We start from the raw sequence: 16,256 nt of genomic DNA, 5'->3' as shown, positions 1-16,256 counted from the left end.
TTTTTTAGATAAAAGCAACATAGGGAGCTGTTTTATCATATCAGATGATTGTCATCTGATATGAAAAGACAGTTCCTTTTTTTATACATTAATTCATAAAAATTTATTTTGTTTACAAAATAGAAAAAGAGTGGCACAATATTCATGAAAATATAATGAAGAATAAGTTACACGTGGAATTCATTAGGGATTGGAGAGGATAAAATGAGCAAGCGTAAACTTATATTATCGGTGTTGATTAATGGTGTGTTGTTATCGAGCCTATATGTGGCCGGAGCGGTGGATGTGGCACCGGGTAGCGGTAACGGTGTAGCCATCGGTACGGGTAGCAATGCACCAAAGGCGGAAAACGTAGCCATTGGTAAAGGGGCTACTATAGAGTATTCGGGTGGTGTCGGACAGCCGTCCACAGGTGATATTGTAATTGGTGGAAAGGCACATATTAATAATTATATTGATCAAGGTGGCGGCATTGCCATAGGTGCGAATTCATTCGTCGAAAATATGGTAGGCGGAATGGAAAGAGCGTTTGATTTTAATCAGGCTGGATACAAAAATCTTTTTGGTATACCTTTCGGGCTCCCAAAAAATCCTGAAAAGATGGTAACCGGAATGGCTATTGGTCAAAACACCTATGCTCGTTCTGGCAGTATTATGTTGGGGACCCATAATTATAAAGGAAAATTAGGTGATGTGGATGTAGATAGTTCTAATACCAAAAATAATAATGGACATTTATTTTCCACAACTATAGGAGCGAATAGTTATTCTAATGGTTTGTTTTCTTCTATTGTAGGGGCTTATTCGATTGCCTCTTCAGGTTATCCTACCACTACCGCTGATGCCACTAAGAATTTTGGTGCTACTATTACAGGGTCTTTAAATAGTATTGAATCGGCAAGTGCTAGCTCTCAATACTCTGGGGTTGCAAATAGTATCGTAGGCACTGCCAATCGAACCTTTAACTCCAATGGATCTCTCGTTTTTGGTGCTGGGAATGAAATAACGAATTCTGTAGCCGATATTTCAGCGCCAAGTTCGGGAGGTAATTCCGCTAAAGAACTAGCTGAGAAATTACGTTCTGCTGTCAAAAATTCTAATGGTGGCGGTTCTACTATGGCATTTGGTAGCGGTAATAAGGCGGATTATACATTTCGCTCCGCACTTATGGGTGTCAATAATACATTGACTGGCTCTAAAGGCAATGAAAGTACGAATACCATGTTGACGGGCTTTCACAATACGGCGGATAAGGTGTTTAATACGACCGTAATAGGGTCTGAAAATACGGTGACTAATTCTAAGAATAGTCTTGTAATGGGGGATAATCGTGAGGTGAAAGATGCCAATCATGCAGTTCTCATCGGTTCCACAGACAGCAAGACTACGACATCTGTTAATAATGCTGTCGCTGTCGGACATAATACGAATGTAACCGTAGAGGGTGGCGTTGCATTGGGCAGCGAATCGAAGGCTACTGTGGCGGCTGGATCTGTTGGGTATGATCCGAGCACAAAAGCACAATCCACGAATACGGATTCTACGTGGAAGGCGACTAAATCGGCCGTATCTGTCGGTGATGCAAATAATAATATTACGCGTCAGATTACATCCGTAGCAGCCGGCACAAAGGATACGGATGCGGTGAATGTGGCACAGCTCAAAAAGTTGCAAAATCAAGTGAATGCGAACGGTTCCACTACCGTCAGTGCAGGTAAGCATATTAATGTGACAACTACGACGAACGGAACGACCAAAGATTATAAGGTAAGCCTATCTGACGATATAACGAACCAGATTACAAATAACACAACAAATATTAACAATATACAAGGTGATGTGACAAACATTAAACAGAATGTAACTAATATTCAGGGTGACATTACTAATATCAAGCAGGATGTAACCAATATGGGGCGGAATGTGGCTCGTCTCGATAAAAAGGTTAACAAATCTGTGGCCGGAGCGGCTGCACTTGCCGCCTTGCATCCATTGGATTTCGATCCTGATGCAAAATGGGACTTTGCTGCTGGGTATGGCCATTACCATGACGGTAATGCCGCTGCATTGGGGGCTTTCTACAGACCGAATGAGGACTTGCAATTTAGTGTAGGATCCACTGTCGGTAATGGCGAAACCGTTGTGAATGCCGGTATGTCTGTGAAAGTAGGTGCTCACAGTAATGTATCTCGTTCTCGTGTAGCCATCGGTAAGGAAGTTTTGGAACTTAAGAAAACTGTAGCGGTACAAAATGCGCAGATTCAAAAGTTGACTGCTCTTTTGAATGGATTGGCCGGAACGAATATGAAAGCAGACCGCAGCACATTATTCCCTGATGTGCCGAATAATCACTGGGCATATGCGGCGGTTAGCGATCTATCTCGACGTGGTCTTGTAGAAGGATATCCTGATGGTACATTCGGAGGAGATCGTATGTTGACCCGCTATGAATTTGCTCAAATTGTGTACCGAGCTATTCAAAACGGTGTTGCTGTCGATGATCGCCTCGTATCTGAATTTGGTCCTGAAATGGCGTTATTCCGTGTGGATACTATTGCCAAGAATCATGAAGGACAACCAACTATTGAACGTGTAAGGGTCAATAAAAAATAGAATACTTATATATATGATTTATATTATGAAAGCCGAGGCTTTAGGGCCTCGGCTTTTTCGTGTACCTGTAGATGATAATTCTTCTGTATATAAAATTATCTTATTTATGAAAGCGTTAAATTGAAACGTCTAAAAATATGAAATTGATTACGTAAGTACAATAATCGTTATATCCTGATATGTGGATTTATCGTAATAAATGATAGGAAAGATGAAGATTCTTTTTCTTAAAATTAAAAAGTATTAAATTATAAATAAATAAACGACAAAAATGAAGAAAAGATGAAAAAAGTTGTTTACAAGATAGAAATTTTTTGATATTGTATTGCCGTGGATGAGTATATGATGAAGAATCATGAATAATTATAGTATTCAGTTCGTAATTTGGAATACTAATATTTGGCGTAAGAAGTGTAGATGATAATTAATCTTTATACTTCTTCTTTTTATTATCTTTGCAATATTATGCAACACAAGTGGTGTGTTTTACTGAGTTTTCGGTAAGAAAGGATAATTATGAATCGAATTTATAATGTTATTTGGAGTAAGACAAAAAAATGCTACGTAGTAGTATCTGAAATTGTAAAAACAGGTGGCGGCAAGGTGAAATCCGTACAAAGCGGTACAACCTGGGCTCGTATGAGTGCAGTTATGGCGGTGGCTGCATTATTAATGGGTGGTAATATTACTACAGTTAATGCTGCTACATATACTGCTATGACGATTAATGATGTAAATGGCGCTGGTTATGCTACTGGTAATGTAGTTTATAGTGAAGGTAGTTATTTATACAATTATCAAAACCCTGGGAACCTGACACCATTTGATAACAGTCATTTGTACAATGGTACAGATAGAGGTAACTATACAGAAAATAGTTTTGCTGGCATTGCTATCGGTAAAAATACAAATATTCAGGAAGCTGGTAATCCAACTTATTATTCCGGTTTAGCTATCGGTAACTATGCTCAGGCCACAGGTGGTATTTCTTTTGCTTTAGGTCATTATGCTCAGGCTTTATCACCATCTGCTATGGCTCTTGGTACAGCTACAAAGGCGAGCGGATTTAACTCCTTGGCTATGATGCGTCAATCCGCTGCAGAAGGTGAGTTCTCCGCAGCATTAGGTACTGCATCTTGGGCAAAGGGTAATGGTAGTTTCGCCATGGGTTATTCTGCTACAGCAAAAGCGGATCAATCCATTGCAATCGGTGCAGCAGAAACTATAAAATTACCTGGTCAACAACATGGTACTCCTAGTGCACAATATAATGCCAATGGTAATACCGTAACAGAAGGTGTTCGTTCTCTTGCATTTGGTACAAAGGCGAGAACATCTACTGCTGCAGCTGATTCTATGGCATTCGGTTCTTCATCCAGTACTGGTGGCGCTAATGCGGTAGCTATGGGTTATAGTGCTAATGCTAGTGCAGAGAATGCCTTTGCTATCGGTAATACGGCGCAATCATCCGCACAAAATGCGGTAGCGATGGGTAAAAGTGCCAATGCAAGTGGTGTAAGCAGCTTTGCCATGGGTAGTAGCTCTAATGCTGCTGGTGCTGATGCTATCGCTATGGGTAGTTCTTCCCAAGCCAAATTATCCAACTCTATCGCATTAGGTGGTAATGCAAAATCCTTGGGTGCTGATGCGCTTGCACTTGGCGGTGCGGCTAATGCATCTAAAGATGGTGCCATTGCAATCGGTAAAGAAGCGAAAGCAAACAATACTAATACGACAGCTATCGGTCTTGGTGCTACTGTTACAGGTACTAACTCCATGGCTATCGGTACAAATGCCGTTGCAGAATCCAATAATTCCTTGGCATTGGGTACTGGTACGGAAGTAAGAGGTGCCTTGGTTAATGGTTACTCTGCTTTCACTAATCAACAAAACAACAATGTTGCAAATGGTGTAGTTGCGGTAGGTAACGTAGGTTCTGAACGCCGTATCATCAACGTGGCAGGTGGTGAAAACGATACTGACGCAACAAATGTAAAACAATTAAAATTTGTAAACAGTAACTTGGCAAAATCCATCGCAGGTCCTACATATATGGGCTATGAAGCGAATGGTTCTACATATAAAGCGCCTGATTTCAATATCAAGAACAGTACGTACCATACGGTAAAAGAAGCTGTTGAAGCGGCGCAAACGAATTTCTTCAGTGCTAAAGGCACATCTGCTGATGTGAACTACGATAACACAGGTGCTACAGGCAATAATGCGACAGCAGCTGGTGTACGTACTTCTGCAGCAGGTAACTTCGCGACAGCTGTCGGTGCTGATGCGACTGCAGCTAATGCGAACAGCACTGCAATCGGTTATAAAGCTAAATCCAGCGTAGATGACGGCGTTGCATTGGGTGCGAATTCCGTTGCTTCCGTTGCGGCCGGCAAAGCAGGCTATAATGTTAAAACTGCAGACAGCCGTACAAACGGATATAGCGGATTGACTGGCGCTGCGTTGACATCCACTATGGGTGCGGTGTCCGTAGGTGATGGCGGTACAAAAACTCGTCAAATCACAAACGTGGCTGCAGGTACTGCGGATACTGACGCTGTTAACGTGGCACAATTGCGCAATGTTAATTTGAAAGTAGCTGGCAATACTGGTAAAAACGACGTTTTATTGGATAACCAAACATTGACTGTAAAAGGCGACGGTTCTTATGTTACGACATCTGTTAACAACCAAACAATCGATGTGGCGTTGACTGATGCTACTAAGAATAAAATCGACAATGCGGCAAATAAAGACTTGTCCAATATTACTGACAATGGTAAATCCGTTATTCGTGATGAAGCGCAAAAAGCAGTAAAGGTTGTAGCTGGTAAAAACACAACGATTACAGAAGGTACGGACGGTACATATAAAACATATAAAGTTGACGTAGACGCTCCAGATTATCAATTGACTGAAAACAGCGGTGCTGCTGATAAAGCTTACACTGTATCTGGCAATAAAGTTGACTTAACTGTACAAGATGCTAAAAATCCTGCGAATAAGAAAACTGTAACGATTAAGGATATCGCATCTAAAACAGAACTCGATAATACAAAAACAGAGCTTATTAATAAAGGTTTGAAATTCGATGCTGATAATGGTGGCGAAAAAACAAATAAATTAGGTTCCAAGGTAACAGTAGCTGGTGATAGCACTAATATCAACACTACAATTACACAAACTGGCGACGATACAACAATTAAGGTTGCATTGGGTCAAGACATCAATGTTAATACGGTAACTGCTACAAAAACTGTAAAAGCTGGTACGGCTACTATGGGTACCCAATCTGTAACAGATAACAAAAGTGCTGCTCAGAATGGTAACTTTGTGTCCGGTTTGGACAATAAAAATTGGACATTAACTGATCCTGCCTTTGTATCTGGTCGTGCGGCAACAGAAGATCAACTTAAGGTTGTGAGCGATGCTGTGAAAGCGGCTAATGCAAGTGCTTCTGACTACCGTTTAATCGCTAATCCGAACAATGCGGCAGACGGCTCTTATAAGGTTGATAACAATAAAGTTGATTTACAAGTGAAGGACGATAAATCTGGTACAGTTAATACTGTGACAATTAAGGATATTGCGTCCAAAACTGAACTTGATAAAGTAAAAGATCGTTCCGTGAAATACGACGGTGAAACTGACAAAGATACAGTAACTTTGGAAGGTGCTAACGGTACAAAAATCACTAACTTGAAGGACGGTAATGTAGCAGCTGGCTCTAAAGATGCTGTAAATGGCGGTCAATTACATCAAGTTAAGCAAGATCTTGGTGACCAAATCACAAATACTAAGAATGAATTAAACAATAAAATTGATACAACTAAACAAGATCTTATTGATAAAGGCTTGAAATTCGACGCTAATACAGGCGGTGAAAAAACAAATAAATTGGGCTCCAAAGTAGCAATTAAAGGGGATAACTCTAATATCATTACGGAAATCTCTCAAGACGCTAACGGCGATAGCACAATTGATGTAAAACTCGGTAAAAACCTTAATGTAGAGACAATTACTGCTACTGGTGCAAACGGTAAGGACGGTAAAATCGGCATCAACGGTAAAGATGGTGTAACAACTAATATTTCCGTTACTCGTGACGGTCAACCTGGTGTAGACGGCGCTCCTGGCACAACTACAACACGTATTACATACCAAAAACCTGATGGCTCTAACGAAGAAGTGGCAACCTTAAACGACGGCCTTAAATTCAAAGGTGACATGGGTGCTACATCTAATGTAAAACTTAACAAACAAGTGGACATCAATGGTGGTGTAACAAGTGCTTCCGATCTTGCTACAGGTAATAATATCGGTGTTACTTCTGCGGCTGTCGGCGCTGACGGTAATACAAAATTACAATTGCAATTGGCGAAAAACTTGACTGGTTTGCAATCTGTAACGGCATCCGACACTGTGAAAGCAGGCACTGCGACTGTAGGTAATCATACGGTAGCGGATAAAAAAGGTGGCAACCAAACTGGTAACTTTGTAACAGGTTTAGATAATAGAACTTGGGACATTTCAGATCCTACGTATGTAGAGGGACGCGCAGCGACAGAAGACCAACTTAAGAAGGTTAGCGATGCTTTGAAAGCGTCTAATGCAAGTGCTACAGATTACCGCTTAATTGCTAATCCGAACAACGCGGTAGACGGCTCTTATAAAGTTGAAAACAATCAAGTTGACTTGAAGGTAAAAGACGAAAAATCCAGTGATGTTAAAACTGTAACGATTAAGGATATTGCGTCCAAAACTGAACTTGATAAAGTAAAAGATCGTTCCGTGAAATATGACGGTGAAACTGATAAAGATACGGTAACTTTGGAAGGTCCTAACGGTACAAAAATTACTAACTTGAAAGATGGTAACGTAGCGGCTGGCTCCAAAGATGCTGTAAACGGCGGTCAATTACATCAAGTTAAACAAGACCTTGGCGATCAAATTACGAATACCAAGAATGACTTGATTAACACAGGTCTCAAATTCGATGCCAATGTAGGTGGCGTACAAACTAACAAATTAGGATCTACTGTTACAATTCAAGGTGAAGGCACTGCAGCTGACGCTGATTACAGTGGTGAAAACCTTAAAACTTTTATCAAACAAGATGCGGCGACAGGCAATACGACTATCGACGTGAAGATGAATAAAAACCTTAAAGCTGAATCTGTGAAGGTTGGCAAAAATGGTAAGGATGGCGTATCTATTACAGGTCCTGACACAGCGAACGGTACAGATGGCAAGGTAGCTGTTACTGACAAAAATGGTAAAGAAGCAGTTTCTATTTCCGGTAAGGATGGCGTAGGCCACATCGGCTTGACAGGCCCTGCCGGAACAAACGGCGTGAACGGTACTAATGGTATCGACTTGTCCGTAAAACCTGGTTACGATGATCCTGCTACTGGCGTTAAAGGCGAAAAAGGTGTAGACGGTACAAACGGTCTTACACGTATCGTTTACAAAGACGGCAACGGCGAACACCAAGTTGCGACTATGGAGGACGGTTTACAATTCACTGGTAACAATTCTGGTACTGTGAATAAACAAAAATTGAATTCCTTGGTGAAAGTACAAGGTGAAGGCGTAACTGAAGCTGAATCTGCAGCGTTCAAGAGCGCAGCCGGCAATATCAACGTAAAAGCTGATGGCACTAACAAATTGGAACTTCAATTGGCGAAAGACCTTAAAAATCTTGATTCCGTAACGGCTGCTAAGACTGTGAAAGCAGGCGGTGCTACTATGGGTAGTCAAACTGTTAACAACGCGGCCGGCGACAGCGAAACAGGCAACTATGTAACAGGTCTTGATAATAAAGATTGGGATGCAGATAAGATTGTATCCGGTCGTGCGGCAACAGAAGATCAGTTGAAAAAAGCGTTGGATGCTCAAAGTGCTAACTCCACTGATTATCGTTTGATCAGAAATCAAGCAGCAGGCTCCAATGGAGACTACACTGTGGATGCGAACGGCGATGTAGCGTTGACTGTACAAGATAAGAATCATCCAGATAAAACAGAAACCGTTACCATCAAAGACGTTGCTTCTAAATCCAAACTTGATAAATTGAATGACCGCGCTGTTAAGTATGATTTGGATCCTACTGGTAATCCTGATAAATCCAAGGTAACTTACGAAGGTCCTGCATATAACAATAAGCAAGGCGGTACTCACGTAACGAATGTGGCATATGCTACAGGCAACGATGGTAGCGAAGCGGTTAATGTAGACTACTTAAATGACAAAATCAAAGATAGTGCAGACGCATTGACTAATAAAGGTTTGAAATTCGATGCTAATCAAGGCGGAGAAAAAACTAATAAGCTTGGCTCTAAAGTGACTATTAAAGGTGAAGGCACGGCAGCTGACGAAGATTACAGCGGCGAAAACCTTAAAACTTTCATCACACAAGACCAAACATCTGGTGATACAACTATCAACGTAAAGATGAATAAAAACCTTAAAGCTGAATCCGTGAAAGTTGGCAAAGACGGTAAGAACGGCGTGTCCATTACAGGTCCTGATAACGGTACAGACGGCAAGGTAGCTGTGACTGGTAAGGACGGTAAAGAAGCTGTATCTATTTCTGGTAAAGACGGCGTAGGTCACATCGGTCTTAACGGTAAAGACGGCCATAGCGCTGACATTTCTGTTGAAAAAGGTGATCCAGACCTCAACGGTAACGAAATCACTCGTATCAAATACACTGATGAAAAGGGTAAGACACATCAAGTGGCAACCAAAGATGACGGTATGGCATATGGTGGTGACAACGGCGACGTTATCAAGAAAAAACTTAATGAACAATTGGACATTAAGGGCGGCGTAACAAACGAAGCTGATTTGACTGAAAACAATATTGGCGTTATCAGCAAAAATAATATTCTCAATGTTCGTTTGGCAAAAGACCTTAAAGACTTGAACTCCATTACTTTCAACAACGGAGCTAATGGTGCAAATGGTAAAACCGTTGTAAACGGCGAAGGCATGACTATTAATGATGCAGCAGGTAATCCATTGATAGCTGTTACAAAAGACGGCGTGAAGATTACTGATGGTCCATCCATGACGAAAGATGGCATCGATGCAGCTGGTAATAAAATTACAAACGTTCAAGACGGTAATGTTGCAAAAGATAGCAAAGACGCTGTAAACGGTGGCCAATTGCATGATGCTGTAGAAAGCCTTAAATCCAAAGGCTTCGGTCTAGAAGCAGAAGACGGCCAATCTGTGAAAAAAGCTCTTGGTGAAACTGTTAAAGTTAAAGGTGATGACACGAATATCAAAACATCCGTAGACGACGGCGCTGTTAAGGTAGAATTGAAAAAAGACATCACTGTAGACACTGTAACAGCTACCACTGTAACAACAGGCGACACTAAGATGGATACAAACGGCGTTACTATCAAGGACGGCGCTAATGAAGCAACTAAGTTGACTAAAGACGGCTTGCAAATCAATGATGGTGGTAATAAAGCTGTTACTATCAACAAAGATGGCTTAACAATCGAAAACGGTCCTAAGGTAACAAAAGAGGGTATCGATGCGGCTGATAAGAAGATCACTAATGTAGCTGATGGTACTATTGGCGCTGGTAGCAAGGACGCTGTAAATGGCGGTCAATTGCATACAGCTATTGAAGACATCAAATCCACAGGCTTCGGTCTTAAAGCAGAAGACGGTAACTCCGTGAAGAAACCTCTTGGCGAAACAATTGACCTAAAAGGTGACGGTAATATCAAAACTTCTGTTGATAACGGTGCTATCAAGATGGCCTTGAACGATAAGATCACTCTTGGTCAAGACCCAGCAAAACAAGTTAAGATTGACGGTTCCGAAGGTACTGTTACAGCCGGCAATGGCGATAAAGAAGTTAAGTTGGATGGCTCTGCAGGAACGATTACAGCCGGTAAAGGTGATAATCAAGTTAAAATCGACGGCAACAACGGTTCTGTAACGGCAAATACTGTGAAAGCCGGTGACGTAGTTGTAGGTAAGCAAACTTCCGACGGTAAAGAAGGCAACTTCGTAACAGGTTTGGATAACAAAACTTGGGATCCTGAAAACCCTGTAGCTGTTCCTGGTCGTGCGGCGACAGAAGATCAATTGAAAGCTGTTAATGATGACTTCAACAACAAGGCTAGAACAGGCCGTGTATTCCAAGGTGACCAACTTGGCGATAGCGGTAAAGTGGTTCGTGGATTGGGAGATACTATGAACCTTACTGGTGGTGCTGATGTGAACCGTTTGGCAGATAATAATATCGGTGTTGTGAAAAACGCTGCTGGTGATGGCTATAACATCAAGTTGGCTAAAGACTTGAAAGGTCTTGAGTCCGTAACGACTACGGATGCTGCTGGTAATACAACTGTTATGAACGGTGGCGGTATGACAATTACACCTGCTCAAGGTAATGCTGTAAGTCTTACTAAAGACGGCCTCAATAACGGTGGTAATAGAATTACTAATGTAGGCCCTGGTGTAGATGGTACTGATGCGGTTAACGTAAATCAATTGAGCAGTGCTATGCGTAGCGTGGATGGTAAAATCGCTGATGTAGGTGCTACTAGTGCAGCTATTTCTGGCCTCAAACCATTACAATATGATCCATTGGAACCAACTCAAGTATTGGCTGCTGTAGGTCATTATAAAGGCAGCACCGCTGCAGCTGTAGGCGTGGCGCACTATACTAATGAATCTACAATGTTCCATATGGGCGTATCTCTTGGCGGTCATGACAACATGATTAATGCGGGCGTATCCTACAAATTCGGTACTTCCGATGCGAAGAAAGCGGTTCCTGCACGTTATAAGGCCGGCCCTATCAGCTCCGCGTATGTATTGCAGGATGAAGTGACTGCATTGAAAGCTGAAAATGAACGTATGAAACAACATGATCTAGAGTTAACTGCTAAATACGATCAAGTACAACGCGATAATGAAGAAATGAAAGCTCAAATCGCATTGCTGATGCAACAAGCAGGTCTTACAAAATAATCGAATCTGAATATTCGAGTTCTTAACCACTCATGTAAGGATTGTGAAAGCCGCCCTTTCCGGGGCGGCTCATCATAAGGAGGAAGTATGAAATTCAAAACATTTATGCCTGTATTGGCACTGGCTTATGTATGCGCGGTAGGTCAAGCGGATGCGGCTCAAGATCGATTGATGATGCCGGAACAACCAGCTGAACCATTAAACGTAATTGAAGCAGAAGTGGCCATTCCTGTACCTAGCGAAGAAGTTCGTGACGTAGTGAATGCTTTTACACAATTCCAATTGGATCAAAAAGGCAAATATATCATGGACGACTCTCGCGTTATGAAGGGGCAAGAACGGTACCGCAATAATGTATTGTATTATATGAACGTTCGTCGTAGCTGGTACATCGTGAGCCATCGTTATAAAAATGACAGCTATGCGCGCATGGCGTTAGATCGTTTGTACAACGATTACAAACAGTTCTTTACAGAACATGTGACTGTATCTGAAGATGCTAAATTGGACTATGCGCAACAAATCATCGATATCTTGGATCGCAATACAGCCAATGTACATGATGATGAATTGCGTTTCTACATGAACGAAATGGTTATCTTCAGCTTGAACGAAGCTATGAAAGACGGCAATAATCGCGTGAAAACTGTGGATGAAAAAGCAGCTCCTGCAATGGACGAACTTCATACAGTGGATCTTCGTAAAGCGATTAATGCACCAACAATTCAGTAAGATCTGGTGTAAGTAATAAACCGCTAATTTAATTAAATATTGTAATTGAATCAGGGACAGTTTCATTAGATTCTGTGATAATACACTGATAACTAAATAATATTTAGAATGTATGGTGTTTATAAAAGCCGGGGCATAGATTGCCTCGGCTTTTGTTATGTATAAATTGAAATTGTTACATGCAAATATGTAAATTTAATGGCATAAATGTATCGAAAAGATGAAGATTTTATTTCCTAATTATTAATTTTGTTAAATAAACCATAAAAATGAATGAAACATGAAAAATTTGTTTACAATATAGATTTTTTTTGATATGGTATACGAGTAGATGAGTATATGATAACAATCTGTAATAAGTGTAATATTTGACTTGTTATGCTGAATATTGTTGGTTTGTATTAGAAGTATAGATAATTTTTATATCTATTACTTCTTATTTTTATTATAGTTTTATATAAGGTTAGATAGGTATTACGCAACGAAAATGTAGTACGAAAGGAACATTATGAATCGAATTTATAAAGTCATTTGGAATCGGGTGAAAAACTGTTATGTAGTTGTGTCCGAAATTGCTAATAATCGCGGGAAAATTAATGGAAGAAGCACAACATGCGTTGGTACACTTTTATGTATTTTGGCACTAGTAGGTGGTACATTATTGCCACTGAATACTGCTAATGCAGTAAATCCTGCGGGGACTGGTGCAGGGGTATCATGGGGAAATGGCACGAATAGTGGCACAGATCAAAATAATGTAGCTATTGGCGGTTATGCGCAGGCCCTTGGACCGGTTTCCTTGGCATTAGGTGCGCATAGTAATTCTTCTGCTTCATATTCAACCGCTATCGGTGGAGGAACACAATCTACTGCGGAAAATGCGACAGCTATTGGTGGTGTAGCCAAGGCACAAGGGAAAAATGCTACCTCTATTGGGGCAAAAGCCGAAGCTAATGGAGAGTATGCTACCACTATCGGTGCAGGTGCAAAAGCGGATAAAACCTATGCTATAGCCATCGGCAGCCTTTCTCACGCTACTGAGGTATCCTCGTTAGCAATGGGAAATAATTCAAAAGCTACTAATACTTATGCTTATGCAATCGGTGGGAGTGCGGAGGCTAAGGGCAGATGGAGTATCGCCATGGGGACAAATGCAGTGGCCGAAGATGATGCCAGCGTGTCTATCGGTACCTGGTCAAAAGCTACTACTGGACAGTCCGTGGCTGTCGGTTATCTAGCTAACGCGAAACAATTAGGGGCAACGGCACTTGGCAGACAGACGAATGCTAGTGCAGTAGATGCAACTGCTATAGGATCTGGATCTTCTTCTACTGCTGAAAACGGTACAGCTATAGGTAAAAGTGCTTCGGTCAGTGCGAAAGACAGCGTCGCTATCGGTACTGGGGCGAAAGCAACCAATGAAAATGCAGTGGCTCTCGGCACCGGTTCTGAAACTGCTGCAGCGGTAGCAACAGCCTCTGAGTCAGTTAATGGAGTAGTACATAACTTTGCAGGTATAAATCCTGGTTCCACAGTTAGCGTAGGTAAGACAGGTATGGAACGGACGGTTACCAATGTAGCAGCCGGCCGTATTTCCGCTACATCTACAGATGCTATTAACGGCAGTCAACTGTATGCAGTGACTACGGAAGTGAATAAGGGCACAGTTTATGCAGGAGATGTAAAAGGTACGGGGGCTACAGATAATAAGTTTATCCAAAGACTGGGGGCACAAACTAATATCGTTGGTGGCGTAGCCGATACATCCAAATTGAGTGATAACAATATTGGAGTGGTATCTAATGGCACAGATACATTGAACGTGAAATTGGCTAAAGAACTGAAAGACCTAACTAGTGTGACTGCTGGTGATACAGTGATGAACACGGATGGTGTGACGATCACTGGAGGCCCTAAAATTGTAAAAACCGGCATTGATGCAGGAAACAAACAAATCGTTAATGTGGCTAGTGGCGGAGACGTAACGACGAATGGTGCCAATATTGGCGATATTAACCGTATCATTACGGCGAAGGATAAGTATGTGACTGGCGGTGCAGCGACTTATCAAGCAAATGGTGAGGGTGCCGCAAATTTAATCGGCACAAACGGATTGACTGCGAACGTGAGTGGATTGAAAAATAACTATGTTACGAGTGGCAGTATTTCTAATGACGGCAAAGTGTTGACACTGGAACGTAACGATACGGGCAAAGTTAATGTTGATTTGAGTAATATATTTACTGAGGTAGCAAAGGGAGATTACCGTTTGGTAGAAAATCCTGAAGCGGGTAGCCAGGGTAAATATAAGGTTGATAGCAATGGAAATATGGTATTGACTGTAGCAAATGATAAAGGCGACAAAAAACAAGTTACATTGACAGATATTGCATCGAAGGCGCAACAAGATAATAATACATCAAGTATTACTATAATCAATACAACTCTTGATAAAGGCTTGAACTTTGCCGGTGATACCGGTGCTGTGAGCAACAGAAAATTAGGCGATACCGTCACCGTTAAAGGCGGTGCCACAGGTGCATTGTCCGATGGAAATATCGGTGTTGAATCCGACGGCAATGGCACATTGAACGTAAAATTGGCGAAAACATTGACCGGCTTGGACAGCGTAACAGCCGGCAATACGAGCATTAATAACGGCGGTTTGACTGTAGGTGGTAAGACCTATGTATCTTCAACAGGTCTCAATGCGAACGATCAAAAAATTACCAATGTTGCTGATGGTACTGTAGGTGCAGGTAGCAAAGACGCTGTAAACGGCGGACAATTACACGATGCTAAAAACGAATTAAATACTAATATCAGTAATGCTAAAACTGAACTTATCAACAAGGGCCTTCGTTTTAACGCTGATAATAACGCTGAAAAAACGAATAAACTTGGTTCTAAAGTAACAGTCAATGGTGATAACAATATCACTACTGAAATTACGCAAACCGGCGATGATACTACAATCGGCGTTAAATTGAACAAAAATCTTAATGTTCAAACATTGACAGCTACAGATACAGTGAAAGCCGGTGGTGTAACAATGGGTAAACACGCTGATACTAAGAACTATGTGACTGGTCTTGATAATAAAGATTGGGATGTAAATACATCTAATCCTGTAAGCGGTCGCGCAGCTACAGAAGATCAATTGAAAAAAATCAGTGATGTTGTTAAGAGTCAAGGTGCTGCTGCTACAGATTATCGTTTGGTGAAAAATGCAGCTGCTGCAGACGGTGCTTATACAGTTGATTCTAACGGCGATGTTGACTTAACTGTAGAGGATAAAAACCATGCAGGTAGTAAAGAAACAGTTAAGATTAAGGATGTTGCCTCTAAATCTAAATTAGATAAAGTTATCAATGACGGCTTGAAATTCGATGCCAATACAGGCGGCGAAAAAACGAATAAATTGGGGTCCAAGGTATCCGTGAAAGGGGATAATTCCAACATCATTACAAGTATCTCCCAAGATGCGAACGGTGACAGCACCATTGATGTGAAACTCGGCAAAGACCTTAAGACCGAAACGATTACCGCTACCGGTAAAGACGGCAAGGACGGCAAGATCGGCATCAACGGTAAAGACGGTGTTACGACGAATATTTCCGTAACCCGTGACGGCAAGCCGGGCGTCGACGGTGCCGCCGGCACGACCACTACGCGCATTGTGTATCAAAAACCGGACGGCACGAACGAAGAAGTGGCGAACCTAAATGACGGTATGCTGTACGGTGGCGATACAGGTAATGTGATTAAAAAGAAACTTAACAATCAAGTGAATGTTAAGGGCGGTATCTCCGATGAAAGCAAATTAGCGACTGAAGACAACATCGGTGTTGTTTCCGACGGTTCCGATACATTGAAATTGCGCTTGGCGAAAGAATTGAAAGGCTTAA

The 16,256-nt window shown here is 41.6% G+C and carries 4 protein-coding genes; all 4 read left to right on the top strand.

Going from position 1 to position 16,256, the window contains the following annotated elements:
* The first annotated feature begins 204 nt into the window (after nt 1-204).
* Nucleotides 205-2,613 (top strand): S-layer homology domain-containing protein, encoded by a 2,409-nt coding sequence (locus tag E6X37_RS06475; RefSeq protein ID WP_058948376.1) that lies wholly within the window; start codon nt 205-207, stop codon nt 2,611-2,613.
* Nucleotides 2,614-3,129: 516 nt separating this feature from the next.
* The gene (locus E6X37_RS06470; protein WP_316581155.1) at nt 3,130-11,616 is read left to right on the top strand and encodes a YadA-like family protein; all 8,487 of its coding nucleotides are present in this window, start codon (nt 3,130-3,132) and stop codon (nt 11,614-11,616) included.
* A gap of 87 nt (nt 11,617-11,703) precedes the next feature.
* Complete coding sequence (locus E6X37_RS06465) at nt 11,704-12,348, top strand: hypothetical protein (protein ID WP_195213434.1); 645 nt, start codon at nt 11,704-11,706, stop codon at nt 12,346-12,348.
* 508 nt (nt 12,349-12,856) lie between these two features.
* Nucleotides 12,857-16,256, top strand: a 3,400-nt coding sequence (locus E6X37_RS06460; protein WP_316581154.1) for an ESPR-type extended signal peptide-containing protein, incomplete at its 3' end; no start/stop codon positions are given.

The sequence above is a fragment of the Veillonella parvula genome, assembly GCF_032550495.1.
In the GTDB taxonomy this organism is placed as follows: Bacteria; Bacillota; Negativicutes; order Veillonellales; family Veillonellaceae; genus Veillonella; species Veillonella parvula_G.
This window is presented reverse-complemented; position numbering and strand designations above follow the sequence as displayed.